The organism is Halosolutus halophilus (assembly GCF_022869805.1).
Classification (GTDB): domain Archaea; phylum Halobacteriota; class Halobacteria; order Halobacteriales; family Natrialbaceae; genus Halosolutus; species Halosolutus halophilus.
In genome coordinates this window covers 4,955,465-4,976,434 of sequence record NZ_CP094974.1, presented here as the reverse complement: position 1 = coordinate 4,976,434, position 20,970 = coordinate 4,955,465, and the positions used below count along the sequence as shown (strand labels likewise).

19 protein-coding genes, 1 tRNA gene and 2 pseudogenes are annotated in these 20,970 nt (G+C 65.1%); 11 read left to right on the top strand and 11 right to left on the bottom strand.

The genetic code is table 11. The features are described from left to right. Positions 1–139: 139 nt before the first annotated feature. The 3 genes from MUG98_RS24745 to MUG98_RS24735 all read left to right on the top strand — a co-directional run bounded on the left by MUG98_RS24745 (position 140) and on the right by MUG98_RS24735 (position 4,660). Positions 140–433, top strand: a complete 294-nt coding sequence (locus tag MUG98_RS24745) for a DUF7521 family protein (RefSeq protein ID WP_265110053.1) — start codon at positions 140–142, stop codon at positions 431–433. A gap of 103 nt (positions 434–536) precedes the next feature. Next, positions 537–4,340 (top strand): Eco57I restriction-modification methylase domain-containing protein, encoded by a 3,804-nt coding sequence (locus tag MUG98_RS24740; protein WP_265110052.1) that lies wholly within the window; start codon positions 537–539, stop codon positions 4,338–4,340. Positions 4,341–4,420: 80 nt separating this feature from the next. Further along, on the top strand, positions 4,421–4,660 hold the full coding sequence (locus MUG98_RS24735; RefSeq protein ID WP_265110051.1) for a PRC-barrel domain containing protein: 240 nt from the start codon (positions 4,421–4,423) through the stop codon (positions 4,658–4,660). A 29-nt stretch (positions 4,661–4,689) separates the two neighbouring features. On the opposite strand, the gene MUG98_RS24730 is transcribed toward MUG98_RS24735, so the two are convergent. Then, on the bottom strand, positions 4,690–5,406 hold the full coding sequence (locus MUG98_RS24730) for a class I SAM-dependent methyltransferase (RefSeq protein ID WP_265110050.1): 717 nt from the start codon (positions 5,404–5,406) through the stop codon (positions 4,690–4,692). A 230-nt stretch (positions 5,407–5,636) separates the two neighbouring features. Here MUG98_RS24730 and MUG98_RS24725 point away from each other — a divergent pair, with 230 nt between their 5' ends. Beyond that, positions 5,637–6,143, top strand: coding sequence for a hypothetical protein (locus tag MUG98_RS24725; protein ID WP_265110049.1), 507 nt, complete (start codon positions 5,637–5,639; stop codon positions 6,141–6,143). Positions 6,144–6,215: 72 nt separating this feature from the next. On the opposite strand, the gene MUG98_RS24720 is transcribed toward MUG98_RS24725, so the two are convergent. Beyond that, the gene (locus tag MUG98_RS24720; protein WP_265110048.1) at positions 6,216–6,935 is read right to left on the bottom strand and encodes a helix-turn-helix domain-containing protein; all 720 of its coding nucleotides are present in this window, start codon (positions 6,933–6,935) and stop codon (positions 6,216–6,218) included. A 90-nt stretch (positions 6,936–7,025) separates the two neighbouring features. Here MUG98_RS24720 and MUG98_RS24715 point away from each other — a divergent pair, with 90 nt between their 5' ends. Then, complete coding sequence (locus MUG98_RS24715) at positions 7,026–8,420, top strand: cytochrome P450 (RefSeq protein WP_265110047.1); 1,395 nt, start codon at positions 7,026–7,028, stop codon at positions 8,418–8,420. A gap of 25 nt (positions 8,421–8,445) precedes the next feature. Here MUG98_RS24715 and MUG98_RS24710 read toward each other — a convergent pair. The 6 genes and pseudogenes from MUG98_RS24710 to MUG98_RS24685 form a co-directional block, all read right to left on the bottom strand. Next, positions 8,446–8,985, bottom strand: a pseudogene (locus tag MUG98_RS24710) (PLP-dependent transferase); the annotation flags it as partial. A gap of 525 nt (positions 8,986–9,510) precedes the next feature. Then, positions 9,511–10,236, bottom strand: coding sequence for a cupredoxin domain-containing protein (locus tag MUG98_RS24705; protein ID WP_265110045.1), 726 nt, complete (start codon positions 10,234–10,236; stop codon positions 9,511–9,513). Between the two features lie 380 nt (positions 10,237–10,616). Further along, positions 10,617–11,669 (bottom strand): NAD(P)/FAD-dependent oxidoreductase, encoded by a 1,053-nt coding sequence (locus MUG98_RS24700; RefSeq protein ID WP_265110044.1) that lies wholly within the window; start codon positions 11,667–11,669, stop codon positions 10,617–10,619. A gap of 440 nt (positions 11,670–12,109) precedes the next feature. Continuing rightward, a complete protein-coding gene (locus MUG98_RS24695; RefSeq protein ID WP_265110043.1) occupies positions 12,110–13,096 on the bottom strand; it encodes a sulfite exporter TauE/SafE family protein in 987 nt (328 codons plus the stop codon). Positions 13,097–13,098: 2 nt separating this feature from the next. After that, positions 13,099–13,248, bottom strand: coding sequence for a DUF7512 family protein (locus MUG98_RS25620; RefSeq protein WP_425601103.1), 150 nt, complete (start codon positions 13,246–13,248; stop codon positions 13,099–13,101). A gap of 88 nt (positions 13,249–13,336) precedes the next feature. Beyond that, positions 13,337–13,501, bottom strand: a pseudogene (locus MUG98_RS24685) (BBE domain-containing protein); the annotation flags it as partial. 441 nt (positions 13,502–13,942) lie between these two features. On the opposite strand from MUG98_RS24685, the gene MUG98_RS24680 reads away from it, so the two are divergent. Then, positions 13,943–14,743: a 2-oxo acid dehydrogenase subunit E2 gene (locus MUG98_RS24680; RefSeq protein WP_265110041.1), complete on the top strand. Its 801-nt coding sequence runs from the start codon at positions 13,943–13,945 to the stop codon at positions 14,741–14,743. Positions 14,744–14,888: 145 nt separating this feature from the next. Here the strand turns inward: MUG98_RS24680 and MUG98_RS24675 are convergent. Together MUG98_RS24675 and MUG98_RS24670 are read right to left on the bottom strand one after the other, a co-directional pair. After that, positions 14,889–14,960: transfer RNA gene (locus MUG98_RS24675), tRNA-Thr, on the bottom strand. Positions 14,961–15,037: 77 nt separating this feature from the next. Beyond that, the gene (locus tag MUG98_RS24670; RefSeq protein WP_265110040.1) at positions 15,038–15,877 is read right to left on the bottom strand and encodes a DUF7114 family protein; all 840 of its coding nucleotides are present in this window, start codon (positions 15,875–15,877) and stop codon (positions 15,038–15,040) included. A gap of 61 nt (positions 15,878–15,938) precedes the next feature. Here MUG98_RS24670 and MUG98_RS24665 point away from each other — a divergent pair, with 61 nt between their 5' ends. Then, on the top strand, positions 15,939–16,649 hold the full coding sequence (locus MUG98_RS24665) for an enoyl-CoA hydratase/isomerase family protein (RefSeq protein WP_265110039.1): 711 nt from the start codon (positions 15,939–15,941) through the stop codon (positions 16,647–16,649). Between the two features lie 143 nt (positions 16,650–16,792). Continuing rightward, positions 16,793–17,326, top strand: coding sequence for a GNAT family N-acetyltransferase (locus MUG98_RS24660; RefSeq protein ID WP_265110038.1), 534 nt, complete (start codon positions 16,793–16,795; stop codon positions 17,324–17,326). Between the two features lie 18 nt (positions 17,327–17,344). Here the strand turns inward: MUG98_RS24660 and MUG98_RS24655 are convergent, their stop codons facing one another. Next, entirely contained in the window at positions 17,345–18,139 is a 795-nt protein-coding gene (locus tag MUG98_RS24655; RefSeq protein WP_265110037.1) for an NAD+ synthase, read from the bottom strand. Between the two features lie 146 nt (positions 18,140–18,285). Here MUG98_RS24655 and MUG98_RS24650 point away from each other — a divergent pair, with 146 nt between their 5' ends. From MUG98_RS24650 to MUG98_RS24635, 3 genes are all read left to right on the top strand, one after another. After that, the gene (locus MUG98_RS24650; RefSeq protein WP_265110036.1) at positions 18,286–18,603 is read left to right on the top strand and encodes a hypothetical protein; all 318 of its coding nucleotides are present in this window, start codon (positions 18,286–18,288) and stop codon (positions 18,601–18,603) included. 547 nt (positions 18,604–19,150) lie between these two features. Next, positions 19,151–19,633, top strand: coding sequence for a hypothetical protein (locus MUG98_RS24640; protein ID WP_265110034.1), 483 nt, complete (start codon positions 19,151–19,153; stop codon positions 19,631–19,633). Between the two features lie 291 nt (positions 19,634–19,924). Beyond that, positions 19,925–20,629: an SDR family oxidoreductase gene (locus MUG98_RS24635; RefSeq protein WP_265110033.1), complete on the top strand. Its 705-nt coding sequence runs from the start codon at positions 19,925–19,927 to the stop codon at positions 20,627–20,629. Positions 20,630–20,970: the final 341 nt, after the last annotated feature.

The following is a 20,970-nucleotide window of genomic DNA, read 5'->3' as shown; positions in this document are numbered from 1 at the left end:
ACGTGGTCGGAACCACGACACCGAAAAGCTTCGCCCGGATGCCCGTAACCGGGAGGAAATCGGTGGCCGTTTGCAGCGGTTCACCCGTCGAAACGGCAAACTACTTGGCCCCCGTCTATCATCTCGAACGTACGAAGGGATGAGCCTGCACAGCAGCGGAGCGACGATGGCGATCGCCCTCGCAGTCGTCAAGACGCTCGTGTTGCTCGTCGGCGGCACCATCACGTTTTTCGCGTACAAGGCCTACCGTCGCACGGAACAGCGGGCACTCGGGCTGCTCGCCGCCGGGTTCGGGCTCGTCACGCTCGGGTTCGTCCTCGCGGGCGTGCTGTACGAACTGCTGGACATTTCGCTGTACCTCGGGATTCTGTTCGAGAGTCTCCTGATGCTCGCCGGTTTCCTGGTGATCGCGTACTCGCTGTACGTGAGTTGACCGGCTCCACATCGTTCCCGGACCGCAGCGACGATCGGTCGATCCCGATCGGCGAACGGGGCAAACGATTAGGAGGGGTGCCGTCGGAGTGTGAGACCGTCGCATGGATTGGGATCGGCGCGAAACCCGTGACGCGGCCCTGCCGTCGCGGCTCGACGCGACACCCGCGAGCGGGGGCCGACGCGGACCAGCAACCGGAGCCGACGAGGACGGGGGCGCCACCGGGGCGGACAGGGATGGAACCGCCACCGGAGCGGACAGGAACGAAGCTGCGTCCACGTACGGGCACAGGTTTCTCGAGACTGCCGGCTACCTGACCGAGCCGCGCGAACGGGAGACGGCGTACGCGGCGGGCCGCAGCGTCAGGTACACGGCGAGCGTCGCCGGCCCCGTTCGAATCGGATACTTCGAGTTTCCGTTCAGTTCGGTACCGCGAGAGACGCCCGTCCGCATCGCTCGGGGGCTGGCCCGCCGAACGCGGCTCCAGTACTGCTGGTTTGTCGACCCAGCGACCGATCGCGTCCGGGTGGTTCGAACCGCCGGGCGTCCCGCCCAGTTCGACTACGACCCGGCGTCCGATCCGCCGTCCAGACGGGGCCGGCTCGAGCGCGCCGAGGAGGACATTGCCGCGCTGTTCGACCGCAGCGACGTCGTCGATCGGTTCGCCGGCGACCTCCGGGCGGAGCGTGCGCGGCTCGCGCGGACGCTGACGATCGACGACGCGAGCGACGCCACGGGACGGGAGCGGCTCCTCGCGGCCCAGCGGCTCCTCGATCGGCTGCTGTACTGTTACGTTCTCGTGGCGGGTGGCGTCGTCGTGCCGGTCGACGGCGACGGGACGCCCGCGTCGCACCAGCCGAGTCGGGTCTTCCGGCCGATCGTTCGCGAGTGCGACGACGTCGCGGCGACGCTGGCGACGATCGTCGAGACGCTGCACGCCCCCGAGCCGGCGATCCTGCAGGTGACCGATTCCCGCCGGCTGCACGTACCGTTTCTCGGCCGCGACGACGGCCGATCGGCGGGCCGTGGGCCCGGCGTTGACGACCCGACGGGCGACCGCACGACCGCGACCGTCGACGGCTTCGACTGGGACGGGTTGCTCGATCGGCTCGACGGCTACGACTGGCGACTGAGCGGCTTCCCGTGGGGAGACGGACGCGAGTCCGGGGTCGAATCCAACCCGGCCGCGAACGGGACGATCACGCCTGCGGTACTCGGCGACTGCGGCGAGCGGTTCGTCGTCGCCGTCCGGGACTTCGACGACGGTCGGCTGGACGAGCCCGACGACGCCGCCCGATCGGAGCCCCACTCCGGGGGCAACGACGAACTGGGTGCCTACTACACCGGCGAGCGGATCGCCGACTTCGTGGGTCGACGTGCCCTCTGGGAGGCGCTCCGGGAGTCGATCGACAAGGACCTGGCGGCGGGAACGGCACCGAGTGCCCTCGAGTCGACGCCGCTGTACCGGCCGGCACGCGGACGGCGACGGGAGATCGAGGCCGCGCAGCGGGACGGGTTCGACGCCCTCTACGAGGCATGCGGGGACGACGAGCGCGTACTCGCGTACGTGGACGCGAAACTCCGCGACCTGACCGTCTGTGACCCGGCCGTCGGCAGCGGCTCGTTCGTGCTCGCCGTCGCGAACGTCCTCTTCGAGTGGCGATCGATGTGCCGCCCGACCGTCGACGCGGCCACGCTTCGGCGCGAGATCGTCGCCGACAACGTCTTCGGCGTCGACGTGCGCGACGACGTCGCGGCCCGCTGCAGACGCCGACTCCGGTGCTGGGTGCTCGCCGCGACGCCGATCGCGGACCGCGAGCCGAGTGCGAACTGCGGACCCGACGCAGAGAGTGAGACCGGTGCGAATCGACCGACGCCCCCGGCGCTGTCGGCGCGTTCGATCGGGATCCGATCGGGGAACAGCCTGTTCGGGATCACCGACCCGGACGCCGTCTCCGAGACCGTCCCGAACCGGCCGGATCCGGACCCGCAGGACCCGGAGCAGTACGACGCGGTCCGGGCCGAACTCGACGAACGGTTCGCCAGCACCCGGTGCGACGCCGAGACGGGGTCGCCACTCGAGGTCGAGGACCGCGTCGACACCGCCAGCGCGGCGTGGGAGAGTCTCCGGACCGGTTCGACCGCCGCCACGACGCTCTGCGTGGAGGTCCCGTCGGGGATTCCGGACGGGGTCGACGCGGCCCTGAACGCGCTCGGATTCACCACCTACACGTACAAGGCCCGTCTCGAACGGCCGTTTGCGGAGTCACCGCCGGGAGTCGAACCGGGCGACCTCGGTGCCCTGTTCGGGCTGCTGGGCGATCGGATCGGCGACCGCGACGCGTGGTCGGTCGTCGTCGAACGCGAGTACGCGGGCGTGGACTTCGCCCCGGACGCGCTCGACGCCTGCCACTGGCCCCTCGAGTTCCCGGAGGTCTTCGACGACGGGGGCTTCGACGTCGTCGTCTCCAATCCACCGTACGGGGCCGAACTCGGCCCCGAAGCGGAGCCGCTGGTGAAGCGAAGCGGGACCTACACGTGCCAGGGGGCCAGCGACACCTGCGAGTGGTTCCTCGAACGGATGCTGACCCTCGCGAGCGAGACCGGCGTCGTCGCAGCCGTCGTCCCAAAGAGCGTCGCGTTCTACGGTTCCTGGAGCGACGTCCGTGGACGACTCCTCGCGGAGACGACGATCAAACACGTCCTCGACGTCGGACTCGGGTTCGCCGGCGTGACCCTCGAGACGATCGCACTCGTCGGAACGTGCGCCGACGACGGCGACGGTCCGGTCGCGGATACCGCCGAGCGCGAGGGCGCGATCGGGCCGACGATCCACCGCAGCCGCGACTGTCGGCAGCCGACGGCGAACGAACCGGTTCACCTCGGGCGAGTTCCGCGGCGGTACGTGCGGGACGCGGGAACGATCGTCTTTCGCCCGATCACCGACGACCAGGACGCGGTACTCGATCGGATCGTCGCCGCCGATCGGCGGCTGGGAGAGGTGCTGTCGACCGACGAGACGACGCGCCAGCTCTACGTTCCGGACGACGCGAAGGCGAACCTGGACGAGGGGACCGACCCATACGTCGAGAAGGTCCCGTGGGTCAGCCGCTACCACCTGACGGACGTCCGGTACGCGGATCTGAGCGACTACGACGACGCGGTCGAGCGCTACACCGTTCCGCGGGTGATGCTGAAGGTGCTGCGGGGGTCACGACTCCGGGCGTGGCTCGACCCGATCGGCGCGCTCGTCGGGACGGAAAAGCTGGTGAACGTCCCGCTGACCGGCCGCGAGGGGCGCGAGATCGCGTTCGTCTACGCCGTGTGCAACCACCCGTTCGCGTCGTTTTACCTCCAGAAGACGATCTTCTCGGAGACGACCGAGACCGCCAGGGTGCTCGACGGCCAGTACTCCCGCCCGATTCCGGTCCCCGATCCCGGCCGGGCGACCGAAGCCGCGGTCGCTCGACTCGCCTGGACGCTGACGATCGCGCGGCAACTGGCGGTCGATCGCGAGCGTGGCACGATGGACGCGGCCGCCGATGCAAGAGGGAGCGTCGAGGAAGTGACCGTACCCGTGGACGCGGGTGACCGGGACCTCGAAGACGTGTCCGCGGACCTCGAGCGCGCACTGGAGGCGCTCGTCGCCGCGTGTTACCTGCGTGACGAACTGTGCGATCGCTGGACGGCGGCCCTCGAGCGACGCGGCCCTGCCGCCTCCGCGGTCGAAACGCTTTTCGACGAGTTCTACGCCGAGCGGTACGCGAGAGCGGACGGAACCCCCGGGGCCCGCTGGCCCGCGATCCGGGACGTGCTCGCGGAGACGGTGGCCGTCACGGACGACTGGGCCGTCGATCGGATTCACGAGAGCCACGATCTGGCCGTGGTCAGGGACGTCCTCGAGTGAGAGCGAGACGCCGACGCGTCGGTTCGCCCCCTGCAGTAGCCGGTGTCGGCTATTACTCGATGGACCGAAAAGGCATCCCCGTGAGCGCAAACTTCACAGCGGACGACGAGGGGAAACGAGTCGTCAACGCACAAGGAGACGAAATCGGCGTCGTCCACGACGTCGAACGAGGAACGGCCCACGTCAAACCCGACCCGGGGATGACGGACACGATCAAGTCCAAACTCGGCTGGGGCGATGCCGACGACGAGACCTACGCGCTCGATGCCGACAGCGTCGAGCGGATCACGGACGACGAGGTACGACTCGGACGGCTGTAAACGGCCGCTGCCGGCCCGACGGTTACCCGTTACCCTTTTCGATCGACGACGTGCGCCCGAACGGCCTCGAGCAGCGACTCCCGTGACGGCCGGACCTCGACGAGGGTGACGATCCCCAGTGCCCGGGTGCTGACCTCGCGAACCGGCAGTTCGGCCTCGACGAGCAGTTCGAGCGGTTCCTGGTTCCACCGACACCCCGCCTGCGCGTAGTGGGCGTCGGCCCGCCAGTCCTGGAATCGGGCGATCGGCCCGACGTAGCTCCGGCCGTGTTCGAACAGGAGGATCCGCCCGTCGGGCCGGCAGACCCGGTCCATCTCTTCGAGTGCGGCCACGGGGTCGGGAAACGTACAGGTCGACAGCGACGAGATGACGGTGTCGAAGCTGTCGTCTGCGAACGCGAGGTCCTGCGCGTCCATCTCCCGGAGGCGCCCGTCGATCCCGAGTCGATCGAGCCGTTCGTTCGCCTTCGCCAGCATCTCCGGGCTGACGTCGATCCCGACGAGGTCGACAGTCGACGGCAGGTACTCGAAGTTCGGTCCCGTGCCGCAGGCGACGTCGAGGACCCGGCCCCTCGCAGACTCGAAGAGTTCGCGTCGGTATCGGCCGGTGAGACGCCGTTCGAGCCAGTCGAATCGGGCGGCCCAGTCGGCACACTCCGCGTAGGACGCGCGAATCTCCTCGATCGACATGGGACGGCGCGCCGCCGGATCGTTGGGTTCCGACGCCGTGCGGGAATCGATCGCCATCGCCGTCACCTCCGTCCCCCGCAGCGACGATCGTGGATGGGCGGTACGCTATCCCGACGAGCGGTCCCGCGACGTCGGTCGACGGAGCGGTGATAGCCGGACATCACGGATAGTGGTACCATATAGCGCGCCTTAGTGGTGTCTCCTCGAACCCCGGCAACGGGCAAACACCCGTCACCCGCTGGATCCAACACCCACGCTCTTGTATCACTCCCCAGTACTGATCGGCAATGCTCCGTCGAATCCGCGAACGGGGGCCCGTCGCCCTCGTGCCGCTCGCCTGGCTCGTCGTCACCGGCGCGCATCTGGACCTCGTCGGCGACGACGCGATCTTCGTCGCCCACCTGGTGATGGCCGTCTTCATCGCGGGGTTCGTCGTTACCGGCTGGTCGGCGATGGCCACGGGGGCACTGGCCGGCTGGCGGGCCGTCATGGTCGTCGGGTTCGGGATCACGCTGACCGGTATCGTCGGCTTTCTCGAGTCCGCCGAGCCGGCACTCGCGGTCAGTCTCGTCGGCTGGATGCTCCTTCCGGCTGCCGGACTGGCGTACACCGCTCGCGAACTCCACGCCGCCCGGTTTCGCTACACCGGAGCCGCGCTGTCGTCGACGCTCGGTGCCGGCTGCTACCTCGCCTGGTTGCTGGCCGGCGTCGGCGACTCGATCGCCCTCACCGGATTCGCGCTCGTCGGACTCGGACAGACTGCCGGCATCGTCGACGCCGCGGTCCGCAGCTAACTGCTGGACCGGACGGTAACGCCCACCGCGGGCCGCACACCGTCACGGTTCGATCGCCGCTGCGCCGCGGACCTATCGCGCCGGGGAGGACCGATCCGTTCGCCGACCCCGGCCGATCGCACCGCCGTACCGATCGAGGACGCGGGAGAACAGTTCCCGTTCGGCCCGCCGGAGCAGGACCGACGCGGTGCTCTCCGCACAGTCGAGCGCGTCTGCGACGTCGGCGAGCGACGCGTCCCGCGGCACGGCGTAGTAGCCGATCGCGAGCGCCGTGTCGATCGCGTCGAGTTGTCGCTCCGTGAGCGCACCGGCGACCGTGCCGCCGCGGCGATCGTAGGTTCCGATTTCGTCGATCGTCACGTCGATGGCGTCGGGGAGGTCCGCGAGAACGGCCTGGATATCCGCGCCGTCCCCGACGATCGTCATTCCCATCGCGGCTTCGTCGTCGAATCGGACCGGCGGGACGACGATCAGGTGGCGGTCCTCGAAGGCACCGCGCCACGCCCGGCTCTCGGGACGGGTCTCCTCGCAGACCCAGACGTTGAGCGCGTCGTCGTCGATCGGTGCGAGTTCGTACTCGACGATCGAGTCGACCCGGTCGATCGCGTCCCGATACCGCCCGGGATCACCGGCCACCTCGACGTAGTACAGCGCGTACTCCACGTCCGATTCGGGTCGGATGCTCCAGGCGCGCAGTTCCTCGTACCGTACGACGTCCTCCTCCCGGATGAACCGCTGCATCGGGTGGAGCATCCAGTCTGGCTGGCGCAGTCGCACGTCCAGGTACTTCACGGGGCTGTCACGTCCTACGCGAGTGACTCGTATAAATCGACTAGGAGGTTCGACGGAATCACGATTGTCCCGGCCGTACAACTCGACTGCATGGGAACACAGCGTTCGACGGATCGAACCGGACCGAGCGACGCGCACCGATCGGACGAAAAGCGTCCGCTCCCGCCCGGGCCGGACGGGTATCCGATCGTCGGCACCGTCGTCCAGTTGCTCCGCGATCCGTTCGGGTTCTACGAGACGTTCGACGAGTACGGTGACGTCGTGCGCTACGACGTCGCCGGACGGACGTTCACGGCGCTGCTCGCGCCCGAGTACGTCGAGCGCGTCCTCGTCGAGGAGCCGTGGCGATTCGAACGGTGGGAGTTCGCGGACGTCGGAGTGGAGTTCGCGCCGGAGGGACTCCTCTCCAGCGACCGCGAGCAGTGGCAGGGTCAGCGCCAGCTCATGCAACCGATGTTCACGATGGAACGGATCCGATCGTACGCCGACGTGATGGCCGACATCGCCGATCGCGTCGCCGACGGATGGACGGACGGGCAGACGGTCGCGCTCGACGACGCCTTCTCGGAACTCGCGCTGGCGATCCTCTCGAAGACCCTGTTCGACCTGGAGATCGATCCGGAGTCGGCCGAGGGCGCGATCCCCCGCGCCGCCAGGGCGATCAACGAGCGCACCGGTCCGGAGCGGAACCTCACGATGTTCGTCCCGGACTGGGTGCCGACGCCGGGGAATCGACGGTACAACCGGGCAATGAGCGACGTCGACGAGGTGCTCGATCAGCTACTCGAGCACCGGCGAGCGACGGATCGGAACGCGAACGATCTGCTCTCGTTGCTACTCGAGGCGGAGGGGCCGGACGGGTACGAACTCTCGGAGGCGGAGATCCGCGACAACCTGCTGACGTTCCTCTTCGCGGGCCACGAGACGACGGCGCTCGGACTCACCTACACGATCATGCTGCTCGCCGAGCACGACGACGCCGCGGTCGCCCTTCGCGAGGAACTGGACGCCGTGCTGGACGGCGATACGCCGGGGTTCGAGCACGTCCCGCAACTGGAATACACGGAGCAGGTCGTCACGGAAGCGCTTCGCCTGTACCCGCCCGCGTTCATCATGTTCCGCCGGGCGACCGAGGACGCCGTCGTCGGCGGCTACCGGATCCCCGAGGGAACGATCCTGACGCTCCCCCAGTTCCACATTCACACCGACGATCGGTTCTACGACGACCCCGACGCGTTCCGGCCCGATCGATGGGCCGACGAGCGCGCGGCCGATCGGCCGGAGTACGCCTACTTCCCGTTCGGCGGCGGTCCGCGACACTGCATCGGGATGCGCTTTGCCATGCTCGAACTGCAACTCGTCGTCGCGACGCTGGCGCGGCGGTTCGAATTCGAACACCTGAGCGACCCCGATCCGGAACTCGCGGCCGGCGCGACGTTACGGCCCGCCGAGAACGTCCGCGTCCGGGTTCGCGAGCGAGAGTGATCGACCCGCCGACGGTGCCGTCGGCTCAATCGTCGTCCGCGACTGCCGCCGAGCGCTGCTCGATCGCGTCGAACCCGCGCTCGAGGTCGGCGAGCAGATCGGCGGTCCCCTCCACCCCGGCGGAGACTCGAACGAGCGTGTCGGTGATCCCCAACTCCTCGCGTTCCCCCTTCGGAAGCGGTTCGTGGGTCATCCCTGCCGGGAGTTCGATCAGGCTCTCGACGCCGCCGACCGACACCGCGAGGGTGAACTCCTCGAGCGCCTCCAGGAACGCCGCGGCGTCGTCGATATCGCCCTCGAGTTCGAACGAGAGAATGCCACCGAAGCCGTCCATCCGCTCGCAGGCGAGGTCGTGCTGTGGATGACCCTCGAGACCGGGGTAGTAGACGTCCGAAACGCGCTCGTGGCCCTCGAGGAACTCCGCGATGGCCACGGCGTTGCGTTCGTGCTGGCGCATCCGCATGTGGAGGGTTTTCAGCCCGCGGAGCACGAGGTAACTGTCGAACGGCGCGAGCACGTCGCCGACGCCGACCTGCTGGAGGAATTGCAACTCTTCGGCGAGCGCTCACTCCGGAAACGTCACCGGTTCGAACTGCGCGAGTCCGAAACACGTCAGGACGACGGCACCGACGCCCGTCACGAGGAGTGCGATCGCGGCGAGGACGCCGCCGCAGTTCGCCACCGGTGACGGGCGTCGGCCCGGGGACGTCCGCCCTCGCTCACGCGGAGTTCTGGCCCGGGAAACTGGTCGTCGTACAGCCAGGTGTCGCCGAGTTCACCTGATACGACCTCGATCTGCCCTTCCGAGGCGACGTAAGTCACTTCCCGTGGGCCGGTACCATCGTCCTGAAATGACCGCTGGCTGGAGGCCGATCCAACTCCGTTCCCGGTCCGACGTCCCGTGGTCCCTCCCAGCGCCACGACTCCGCCAGCGCGCAGTACCCGGCGACGTGCGATGTTCTCCTCGTTACTGACCATCACACGGCGTACCACAGCCACGAGAATAAATCGGGGGCGAGCCACGGAACCGGCAGCGATCGTGACACCGAGTCAGTTGCTCGCCCGATACCGACTGATTTTGCGGCCGGACTCAGCGATCGTCGTGATCGTCGGTCTCATCGTGATCGTCGGTCTCATCGTGATCGTCGGTTTCATCGTGATCGTCGCCGAGTGCGTCTCTCACCACGTCGTTCAATTCTGTCAGTTTTTCACGGACGGTCGCAGACCTGTCGGAAGGTGGTTCCGCCAGCGCACGCTGGTCGTGTGGATCGGGGCGGCCGACGACGACACTGCCGATCATTCCGGCCGTCTCGTGTGGGGCACAGTAATAGTGGTACACGCCCTCGGTTTCGAACGTGTGATCGAAGGTCGCCCCCTGTTCCGACAGGACGCCGCTGTCCCACGCTGCTGCCTCGTCGGGGGCGAGTTGCGGGTCGTCATTTGCTGCGTGATAGACCGTCGTAGAGTGACTGCCGCTCTCGTTGGTCCAGCTAACGCTCCCGCCTTTCTCGACCCAGACGACGTGTGGGTCGAAGTGGTCCCCCGAATCGGTAGCGGTCATCAGTACCTCGGCTGCTGCCGAGGGTCCGGCGAGTTCCTCACCGTGGCCTCCGTGGCTCTGCTCGTCCTCTTCGTGAGAATCGTCGTGCGTATCCTCCGCGTCGCTGTGGCCGGTATCCTCGCTGTGGTCGTCAGTATCCGCGTCTCGACCGTCGCTTCCCTGCTGGTCGCTGCCAGTCAGACACCCGGCCAGTCCGGTCACGATTGCGCCGCTGGCGATACCGAGTACGGTCCGTCGAGATGACAGGTCGTTCATTGTCGTCGCTAAAATGGCGATACGGCTGTACTGACTTCCTTATCTGGTCTATAACGTCTCCTGCAAGCCTGCAAGAGAGCTCCCGCGGTGACTATTCCGTACCCCTCCGAAGAGAATCGGTTATCGGTCGGTGGTTGTGACCCCCGATCCCGCTCTGCTGACGCCTGGTATCCTGCTCGCATCCGGGCGTCGTCGAGGCGCTGGAAGACGCACCTCGAACCGTAGTCCACCGACGAGCGCAATCGTGGAGACGAACCACGTCCCCGATCGAAAGTCTCGCGGTCATTCCGTCATCCGATCGGTACTGACGACCGCAGTCGCCGGCGGCTGACGGACGTGCTGCCCGGTGGCTGGAACGATAGTATCAGCCCGATTCCCCATCAATACAGGTACTTCCAGTAGAACGGATAGCCCCTGACGGCGACCGCTCGCAGAAGTGCTGGACACCGCCCGCGGTGAACGACCCCGTTCATCGTGAAGAGTGCGGTGTTCCGTCCGAGGGACACGACTCTCGGATGCCACCGAACGTCGTGTTCTTTCAATCGACGTCCTCGAATCCCTCGACGGACGTTCTTCGCCGCAGTTCTGGCTTCCAGCCCCGCGGAGTAGCCGTCTTTCGCCTTGCCCGGGTACTCGATGACGTCACCGGCGGCGTACACGTCACTGGTACCATCGCAGCGCAGATAGGGATCCACGCGCAAGCCTCGCTCGTTTTGCGGGAGATCGAAGGGTTCGATTACCGGATTCGGTTGCACGCCACCCGCCCAGACGGTTAGATCGGTCCGCACGACGCGGTCCCCGCCCAGCACGACGCGATTCTCTGTCACGTCGCTCACCCGCGTATTCACTCGAAGGTCGATCCCTCGTCGTCGTAACTCCCGCTCGACGAGTTCGCTCGCGCGCGGCGGAAAGTCAGATAACGGACGACGGTCGGACGTGACGAGCGTTACGTCGACGTCCTCGAGAGCGGTCGAGAGCGTTGCACCCGTCTCGACGCCGACCGGGCCCCCGCCGACGATGACGACGTCGCGAACGTCGGGGGACGCCACTGCGCTTCGTATGTCTCGGGCATCAGTCCGAATATCCAGGACGTGCCTTCGATCGTCGATTGTGTACTTCGTCACTCCGCCGACCGTGATCAGGAGCGTATCGAAATGCAGTGACCCGCTTCGAAGGTGGATTCGATTCTCGGCCAGGTCCAGCGTCTCGACGAGCCCCTGAACGAAGGTGACGTCCGTACCTCGGAACGTGCGTCGAAGGTCGAGGCACGCGCTGTCGAACGTTCGGCCCGCTATCACGCGGTAGAGGAGAAACGAGAAGACGTGGTACTCACGCTCGGAGATAACGACCACGTCGGTCTCCGTATCCCGCGCTAAATACGCCGTCGCGATCAATCCCGCGTCGCCACAGCCGAGGATAACCGTCCGCTCCATGTCGTCTGGGATCCCGCTTCTTCGGTGCGACTACGGGGCGACGCTAAACGATTGGGGTCGGACGTAAGTGACACGCGTGCGATTCCAGGATGGCGTCGAAGGGAACGGATCGCGAGCGCTTTCGCCGCGCGCGTGGTCTCCCCGAGAGCTACCGTGCGGTCGCCAGCGTCCGCGATCGGTGCTGGACCGAACGATTCTCGTGATCGGATGGCAGATTTTCGCTCACCACCGTAGCCGGACCCTGTCGGGGCCGACACGCAGCGCCACCGTAGCGGAAGCTAGTTCACGCGGGTATCGGCAAAATAATGGGACCGAAACCGGAATTTACGGTCGATCTCGTGAGTAGAGTATCACAACCCCCCGGAACGCTGAGACTAGATACTGATCGATTCTGGCACGGGACTACTCGCAGGAACGTGCGGGCTCCCTGTCCCTGGTTGTCACGGTGAGCTCGTGCCGTGCGTTATCTCTTTCTGGAGGCTACAAACAGCGGTGAACACGATAACAGCACTGACGAGTACGGGTGCGCCGAAGATAAGCGCGATACTGACCGTGTCGAGCACCTCGATGACGAGGTGATCGCTGAGTTCCTTCGCGGCGATCGAAAGGCTACCAGCGAATAACGTCGCCGCGAAGTAGCCCTTGACGTCGTCCTCGCCGACGTGCTTCGTCGCGCCGACTCCGATACGAGCGCCGAGAGCGCTACCAGCGAGCAGCGATCCGACGGCCGGGAGCGCAACCGCGTTAGCGTCCGCGTAGACGAACGTACCGTATGCACTGGAGACGGTGATCTGCAGAATGTCGGTCCCGACCGCGACCGTGGCAGGAACGCCAAATCCGTACACCATCGCCGGCAGCAGGAAGAATCCGCCCCCGACGCCGAGGACTCCGGAAAGGATTCCGATCATACCTCCGACGGCGAGGACGAGCCACGATGAGACGACGAGATCTCCAGTCAGCGTGACCGTCGGCGGAAGCCGAATCGCCTGCACCAGGGTGGCGAAGTGGAACCGATCAGACCTATCACGGTCACCGCGTGCATCACTCAACGTGAACGTCCCGACGAGTGCTAGCAGGCCGACGTAGGCGACGCTGATCACAAGATCAACCGATCCGATCTTCTCGAGGAGGAAGACGACTCGCATACCGACCTCCACACCGATCGTCATTCCGAGTAGCATCAACGTCGCCAGTTTGTAGTCGATCTGACCGTGGGCGCGGTGTCCGAGCGCACCGATGACGCTAGTACCGAATACAAAGGCGAGCCCGCTCCCGACGGCCACCGGTACCGGATAGCCTACCACGAGCAGCGCCGGCGTCACGAGAAACGACCCGCCCATCCCGAAGAAACCGAAAAGCACGCCGATTAGCAGACCGAATCCGGCGAAGAGCGCGATCGATACGATACCGAGGCCGAAGATTTCCATGGTCAGAGACTCGCGAGCATCTCACGGACGACCGGGCCAGTGATCTGCATCAACGCCCCGTATCCGACGTAGAGCACCAGCGCTTCCGTCAAGACGAGTCCAATCGTGACAGCGGCCCGTTCGGACCCGCCGAGTGCCGGCGCGATCAGCAGGACGGCCAGCGGCACCACCAGCAGGCACACGAGTACGGGGTCGAATACCGACGATCGCCGCGAGATTGCCCCGGGTTCACCGTCGTGATCACTCATGGTTCACTCCACCGTCTGTCCGAACGCTTCCAGACGGTGCGGTGTTCTGATCGAGGCCGAAGGGATTCGTCGGGTCGTACTCGTCCTTCAGCGCAACCAATCGCTCGCACGTCGGCCCGAACGTGGTCCACATCACGTCGTCACCCTCTTCGAGGAACGTATCTGGTCGTCGTCGATCGACTGTTGTGCCATGCGAAATCGTACGACGTGACGGTCGTTGACCTCATCTATCGGACAGCGTTCGGCCGAGAGAATTGGGTTTCAGATAGTGAGAGGACTTTCGGGTCGCGTACGGGGTAGAGTTACACTCGGGTCTACGCCTCTGTCAGAGGGGATTCCGACCCGCTCGACGAACGGACTGATCTGATTCGGTGACACGCGTTCGGTACGGATGGAATAGCTCGTCGGTTTGGGTGCGTGATTTGATCTACCGGATTGGGGAACAGTGCGAGGGTCTCCCGGTACTCCAGTGTCCGAGTCGGATCAGGCGATCGCGGAGTCGGTTCGGGTTCGATACCGCACGCGATTTGATTTCGAGGCGAACGAGCGTTTTCCGAGTTGGACCAAGATCTATGCGTTTCGTCGGCCAGTACTACACATGACCGACCAGCGTGACACGATCGAACCGTTCCCGATACAGCGGCGAGGGACCGTTGACGCACTGCGCATGGCCAGCCGACGAAGCGTCGTTCACGGACTCGTCGAGTTCGACGTAACCGAGGCCCGACGGCGCATTGACGAGCGAGAAGAGCGGACAGGAGCGGAACTCTCGTTCACCGCCTTTCTCGTGTTTGCTCTGGCCCGAGCCCTCGAAGATCATCCCCACATCAACGCATACCGTGACTGGCGGGGGCGGATCGTCCAGTTCGATGACGTCGACGTGATGGTCATCATCGAGGTCGAAATCGACGGGAAACGGATCGGCGTTCCGCACGTCATCAGAGCGGCGAATCGGCGGACACTTCGGTCGATTCACGACGAGATCCGGACGGCCCAGCGGGACCCGGACGAACGACAACGGCCGGGGTTGGCCTCCCTGGCCGTCCGCCTTCCCGGACCTGTACGGCGGCTGTTCTTTCGGCTCCCACAGTGGTTTCCTCGACGCTGGAAACGTATCGCAGGCACAGTCGCTGTGACGTCCGTCGGAATGTTTGGTACCGGCGGCGGGTGGGGAATTACTCCGACGAACTACACGCTTCAACTCACGGTCGGCGGAACCGGCCAGAAGCCGGGGGTCGTCGACGGCGAGATCGAACCCCGCGAGTACCTTTCCATCACGGCGACGTTCGATCACGACATCGTTGACGGCGCACCCGCAACTCGGTTCGTTCAACGGCTGAAGGAACTCGTCGAAGATCCCGAGGTGCTACAACGTGATTCGTCGCGCGCAACCGACTGATCTCGCTGCCAGAGTCGGTCAGACAGTTCATCTCCGGATAGCCGATGAACCGCTCACACGATATTGGTGACAGAGGCCGTCGAAATCGTCACTTGGAGACTCCACAGCGGAGGCTCGCTCATGGGGTTGTCAACAAAACGATTCAAGCCTAGGCCGGGATTTGAACCCGGGCTCTCGTCCTTACCAAGGACGCGCTTTACCGCTAAGCTACCCAGGCGCTACATTCAGATGGAGTGGTGCCACGGGTTATATTGCTTTCCATCTACGGGTGCCGTGTCAGGCGATTCCACCCCGTCAAGGATCGGTCGCCGACGTCGCCCGATCGGTCGTCGGATCGTCGAGCGATCGGTCGGGGGACGTCTCGAAGCGGGTCAGACACTCCCCAGCGGGTGGGAGGGAGGTGCCGACGGTGTCGGCGAGTTGGTCAGCGATCCCGAGCAGTCGTGGCGAGGGCGTCTCGCCGATGGCGGCCGCCCCGGCGAGGACGGCGAGTTCGAGGACGTCGCGTTCGAGGTTGGCGTCGATCGACGCGGAATCGACGGGGCTGGCGGCGTCGGCGTCGGCGGTGGATCCGTCGTGGCCGAACTCCTCGTCGTGTCTCGGTTCGTCGCGAGGGACGGCGTCGCGGCGCGTCTGGTCGCGGCCGAACGCCTGGACGGTCCGGACCGCCTTGCCGGCGGCGTCGGTCCGGGCGAGGAGGTAGAACCCGCGAGCGACGAGGATGTCGGCGGCGAGAATCGCCAGATCGCCGTCCTCGGCCGCGTCGTCGAGGCCAGTCCACGGCGGGTCGTGAGAGAGCGATCGCGTCAGCCGGAGTCCTTCGTAGATGAGTTGGACCCCGGCGGCGTGGGTGACGACTGCCGCTGTCGGGTCGTCGCCGGAGTCGGTCGGATCGTCGCCGGGTCCGCCAGTCCTCGCGTCGGGTTCGACGGCCCCGTCGTGTCCGTGATCGAGTGTCGGATCGAGCCCACCGGTCGTCTCCGGGGCGGCCGCGGCGGCGCTTTCGAGGGTGAGAACCCCGGGAAGCATCGACGCACCGTCGAGCACTGCGTCGATGCGATCGTGCAGCCGGGGCGGTTCGACGTCCGCGACGGCCTCGGCGGCGGCACGCCGACAGCTGTCGGCCTGGTCCATTACCGGGGGGTTACGACGGAGGACGCAAAGACCTTTGGAAAGTGCCAGAGAGGGACCGGGTATGATAACGATCGATACTGAGGATCGGCGATCGATCCGGACCGTGACGCTCGACCGCCCGGACGCGCGGAACGCGCTGACCGTCGCGGGACTGGAGGGTCTCGAGGCGGCGATCGCCGACGCCGACGAAGCGGTGATCTACCTCCAGGGGCGCGGCCCGGCCTTCTGTGCCGGTGCCGACCTCGAGGTCGTGGGTGATCTCGACGGCGATCGCGACCGGGCCGCGGAGTTCGCCCGACTGGGACAGCGCGTCGCCCGGACGATCGAGGACTCGCCGGCGATTGTCGTGGCGGGGATCGACGGCCCCGCCCGGGGTGGCGGCCTCGAACTGGCGCTCGCCTGCGACGTACGCGTCGGGACGCCGGATTCGACGTACGGCGAACCCGGCGTCACGTTCGGCCTGTTCGGCGCGTGGGGCGGCACCGTCCGCCTGCCGCGGGTGGTCGGCGAGGGAGACGCCCTCGAGTTCGCGCTCTCGGGTCGCGTGATCGACGCCGACGAGGCACTGCAAACCGGACTGATCTCGCGGATCGAGGGCGACCCCCGATCGGTCGCCGAGGAAATCGCCGACAACGCCCACGATGCCCTCGGCGTGTTGAAACGGCGGTTGCGAGACGATCGCGAACGGGCCACCCAGGAGCGGCGTGAAGCACAGGTGTTCGGCGACCTCGTGGCGGCCCACGCGGACGATATCGACGCCGTACTCGAGTAACTGCCGGTCGCCGTGCTCGAGCAGCTACGTCGATCGCGAGCGATCGCCGGGAACACGGGTCCCGATATCGGTAGTTCGTCGGTCGTGTGACTTCGTATCACACCGCCGAATGATTCTTCTCCCTCGCGTCGGACAGTAGCCCAATGCCAGGTCCCGTATTTCTGGGCGGCGACGACGTCGCGCTCCGACCGATCGAAGAGGAGGACCTCGACTTCCTCCAGACGCAGATCAACGATTCGGACGTCTGGCGGCCGATCGGCCGATCGAAACCCCTCAACGCCGAGCAGGAGCGGGAGTTCTACGAGAACGTGATCTGTGACGACGACGGGGTTCATCTCCTGATTACCGCCGACTCGACGCCGGTCGGGACGATCGGCCTCCACAACGTCGACTGGGAGACCCAGAAGGCGGAGGTCGGCTACTGGGTGGCCCCCGACTACCACGGCCGAGGGTACGGCACCGAAGCGACGACGCGCCTCGTCGAACACGGGTTCGATCAGCTCGGTCTCCACCGGATCGCCGCGTGCGTGTTCGAGTTCAACGAACCGTCACAGCGGCTCCTCGAGAGCGTCGGCTTCACCCGGGAAGGCGTCCATCGTGACGCCGAGTTCGTCGACGGGGAGTACCAGGACGTCTACTGGTACGGCCTCCTCGAGCACGAGTGGCGCGAGGGGTAAGCACGCTGGAAAGACAGATCAGGCCGGTGGCTCCGGGGCCGGCGGAACCTGACGCTTGTGTTCGCTCCGTTCGTACATCCCGCGGATCTTCTCTACGGTTTCCTCGTCGACGTCGAGCAACCGGCAGGTCGCGGCGACCGACAGCGGGCCGTCGACGTGGGTCACGAGGATCGAATCCAGGGTCTCGTAACTGATTCCTAGCTCGTCCTCGTCGGTCTGGTCGGCCCACAGCTCCGCGGTGGCGGTCTTGGCCGCGAGATCCTCGGGGACGCCCACGTGGCGGGCGAGCTGTCGGACCTGCCCCTTGTAGAGGTTTCCGATCGGGTGACAGTCGACGGCCCCGTCGCCGTACTTGGTGAAGTAGCCGACGGCTGCCTCGCTGCGGTTCCCGGTCCCCAGGACGAGCCGGCCGTCGTGATTGGCGACCAGATAGTTCAGGACCGCTCGGACGCGTGCGCGGGCGTTCCCTACGGCCTCGCGATCGCCCTCCGCTTCGGGGTAGGCGGCGAGCAGCGAGTCGACGATCGGATTGATCTCGATGACGTCGTAGCCGATCTCGAGGTCGCGAGCGACCCGTTCGGCGTCGCTCATGTTCCCCTCGCGGCTGACGTCGCCGGGAAGGACGAGTCCGTGGACGTTCTCGGCACCGAGCGCGTCGACCGCGAGGTGGGCCACGAGCGTGCTGTCGATTCCGCCCGAGAGCCCGAGGACGACACCGCTCGCGCCGGCGGCGTCGACCCGGTCGCGGACGAAGTCGGTGATGTGTTCGCGTCGCTGTTCCAGTTCCGCCTCCGAGAACCGAAGGTCGAGCATTGAATGCCTGTACGGGCCGATCGGTCTAATAGACACTCCCTACGTGAGAAAAGTGACCACACGACCACTTCAATCCGGAACTGGAGTGGGGACGACAACCCTCCGGCTCGATCGAGGTCCGATACCGGAGACCCAACACCGAGGTATTGAACCGCTGGATCGTCGCAGTAGGGAGAAAATTCGAGAAGGGATTGGAGTACACCTGTGAGAATCACGACCAGTTGCATGGCCAAGCAATCATCGACGTTGCCCGTGGGATCGACACTGGCAACGCTGCTCTTCTCGAACAAGGGATCGAATCGATGCTCGAGTACCACGATCGCCAACGGCACGAGGACAATGTGATCGATCTCATTATGTCGCCCGAGGCGACGGCGCTGCACATCGTCGCTCGAGAAAGGGGGTATGACGTCGAAATCGACAGCGAATCCATTCCCACGGAACTCGTCGAGATGAATACGTGATAGGCTAACGTTCGTGGGTTGGCTCTCGATCTTCCTTCTCGTTTCTGGTATGCTGCATGAGATACTGGTCGGTCAACAAGAGGTTGGTGATTGTTCAGTACAGATGACGAGTTCAGCACATCCGCGTCGTTTCTATCAGCGATTCTGTGTGAAGTTCACACCCCGGCTATATGTTGTTGGCACGAGTACCCACATACATGGCCCACGTCCCAGAACGCCCGGAAAAGTACGTTTGCACAGCCTGTCAGACGATGCACGCCGGGACGGTCTCCGCACGAACCGATAGCGGTCCCCAGTACGATGCACCTGCGGAGTGTGGCTGTTGCGGCGCAACGGAGCTGGTCACTGAAGAAAACTGGCCACATTTCAAGCAATGACTACTCTCTCGATCCGAGTCGACGAACACCAGTAGTTCCTGACAGAAATGCCGACGATCGGTTCGCAGACCAGGGTGTGCAGCCGAAGCAATTCAGACAGCCTGAAAGAGACGACGCCGTCGTGATGGAGACATCCCCTTATTAGCGTGCACTGCGAATCGTACAAGAGAATGGCTACGTCACGGGCGATGGGCCGATGGATGAGCGAGAACGTCGGCTATCTCGGGGCCGCACTCGCGTATCTCGTCGCCAGCATCCACCTCCTTCACCCGAAGCGAGGCTTTCCCCGTCTCCTTACGCTCGTCACGACTGGAAACGCGTCGTTGCTCGTCTACGACCCCCGCCCGATCGCCTTCGTGCTGTCGGCGTTCGCTATCCTGCTCGGTATCAAATTAGTGATCGCAGACACCGCGCGCAAGCCCGTGTACGCCCTCGGGATGGTGCTGATAGCGACCTACTTCGTCGGCTACTTCGCCTGGCACCTGTCGGGGCATGGCGGCTTTCTCCCTGGACGGGAACCGCTGTACCACGGTCTCCATCCCGTCGAGGCCGTCGTCTCACACCTTGTGAACTACCCGTTGGCAGCTCTCTCGAAACTCGCGGAAGCGGCCCTATTCATCGTGCTTGTAGTCCTGTACCGCGAAGAATCGTGAGACAGTAACAGCGGTAGGTTCGCACTCCTACTGAGCAACGGGTCCAGTGCAGACCGTGCGAAAGTAGCCAGGTCGTCGTACCGAATTCATCCTCTATCTCTCGCGTTCCATTACTGACAGCAGGTCGGTAGTTCGGTCAGGGTCTGCTGAATAGAAGACGCGTATCGGTTGTGGGCACTACCGCAACCTACGCCTTCAGTATCGGCACGAACAGATCAAGAAAAGCGATGAGAAGGGGCCTCGCAGTGGGTGTGCCTGTGTTTTTATGAACACAGTCGCGTTAATAGGCGTATGACTGATAATAAAGTCGCAGTAGTGACAGCAGCAGGAAGCGGTATCGGGGAGGCCTGCGCACGGCGACTGAACGAGGATGGATACACGCCAGTTCTGTTGTCACGGTCGGGAAGCGCCGTCGAGGTTGCGAACGACCTCGGCGGAGATGGATTTGAAGGCTCGGTGACCGATCCTGATGACTTGGCAGCCCTCGTCGAGACGACGTACGAGCGCTACGGTCGTATCGACGCGGTGGTGAACAACACGGGTCACCCGGCGTCCGGCGACCTCCTCGAAATCTCTGACGAGGAGTGGCACGAGGGGGTAGACCTCGTGCTGTTGAATACTGTCCGGATGGCACGACTCGTCACACCCATCATGGATGAACAAGGCCGCGGATCGATCGTGAACATCTCCACATTCTCGGCATTCGAACCGTCGAGTGAGTTCCCCGTCTCATCGGTGCTTCGGGCTGGACTCGGGAGTTTCACCAAACTCTACGCTGACCAACACGCGGCGAACGGAATCCGGATGAACACGGTTCAGCCCGGGTTCGTCGATAGTTACGACGTAGACGAGGAAACGAGAGAGCGGATCCCGATAGGACGTCCGGCACAAACCGCAGAGATTGCAGACGCAGTCGCGTACCTTCTTTCACCTGCTTCAAGCTACATCACCGGACAGAATATCCGCGTCGATGGTGGCCTTACAGCGTCCGTATAGACGCCGCAGGCTCTCCCAGTGTCTCGTTCTTTAGGAACCATCGCCGTACTGACTCCACCTTCTGTATTCGGCACACCGCTCCTGACAGTGTGTCGGTAGTGCGATCGAGTTCTGCTGAATAGAAGGCGTATCTCGCGCGGGCTTGCCACCAGATTTAGATCACTGAGTCGCTACGTGTAGAGTGGGTATTCGGCGCGCCAACGCAGTAGTGGTATCACCCAAGCATGACCCACGACACGCCCCACGAGACGAGCGAGCGACTGCAGTGGTGTGAGAACTGTCAGCTGAACGTTGAACCGTCAATGGGCGATTCCGGCCTCGAATGTCCGTCCTGCGGCGGC

Bases quoted from the DNA above. Each gene is read 5' to 3' on its own strand.
- MUG98_RS24745 (WP_265110053.1), top strand. From the start codon at position 140: ATGAGCCTGCACAGCAGCGGAGCGACGATGGCGATCGCCCTCGCAGTC.
- MUG98_RS24740 (WP_265110052.1), top strand. From the start codon at position 537: ATGGATTGGGATCGGCGCGAAACCCGTGACGCGGCCCTGCCGTCGCGG.
- MUG98_RS24730 (WP_265110050.1), bottom strand. From the start codon at position 5,406: ATGGCGATCGATTCCCGCACGGCGTCGGAACCCAACGATCCGGCGGCG.
- MUG98_RS24725 (WP_265110049.1), top strand. From the start codon at position 5,637: ATGCTCCGTCGAATCCGCGAACGGGGGCCCGTCGCCCTCGTGCCGCTC.
- MUG98_RS24715 (WP_265110047.1), top strand. From the start codon at position 7,026: ATGGGAACACAGCGTTCGACGGATCGAACCGGACCGAGCGACGCGCAC.
- MUG98_RS24705 (WP_265110045.1), bottom strand. From the start codon at position 10,236: ATGAACGACCTGTCATCTCGACGGACCGTACTCGGTATCGCCAGCGGC.
- MUG98_RS24700 (WP_265110044.1), bottom strand. From the start codon at position 11,669: ATGGAGCGGACGGTTATCCTCGGCTGTGGCGACGCGGGATTGATCGCG.
- MUG98_RS24695 (WP_265110043.1), bottom strand. From the start codon at position 13,096: ATGGAAATCTTCGGCCTCGGTATCGTATCGATCGCGCTCTTCGCCGGA.
- MUG98_RS24680 (WP_265110041.1), top strand. From the start codon at position 13,943: ATGACCGACCAGCGTGACACGATCGAACCGTTCCCGATACAGCGGCGA.
- MUG98_RS24670 (WP_265110040.1), bottom strand. From the start codon at position 15,877: ATGGACCAGGCCGACAGCTGTCGGCGTGCCGCCGCCGAGGCCGTCGCG.
- MUG98_RS24665 (WP_265110039.1), top strand. From the start codon at position 15,939: ATGATAACGATCGATACTGAGGATCGGCGATCGATCCGGACCGTGACG.
- MUG98_RS24660 (WP_265110038.1), top strand. From the start codon at position 16,793: ATGCCAGGTCCCGTATTTCTGGGCGGCGACGACGTCGCGCTCCGACCG.
- MUG98_RS24655 (WP_265110037.1), bottom strand. From the start codon at position 18,139: ATGCTCGACCTTCGGTTCTCGGAGGCGGAACTGGAACAGCGACGCGAA.
- MUG98_RS24640 (WP_265110034.1), top strand. From the start codon at position 19,151: ATGGCTACGTCACGGGCGATGGGCCGATGGATGAGCGAGAACGTCGGC.
- MUG98_RS24635 (WP_265110033.1), top strand. From the start codon at position 19,925: ATGACTGATAATAAAGTCGCAGTAGTGACAGCAGCAGGAAGCGGTATC.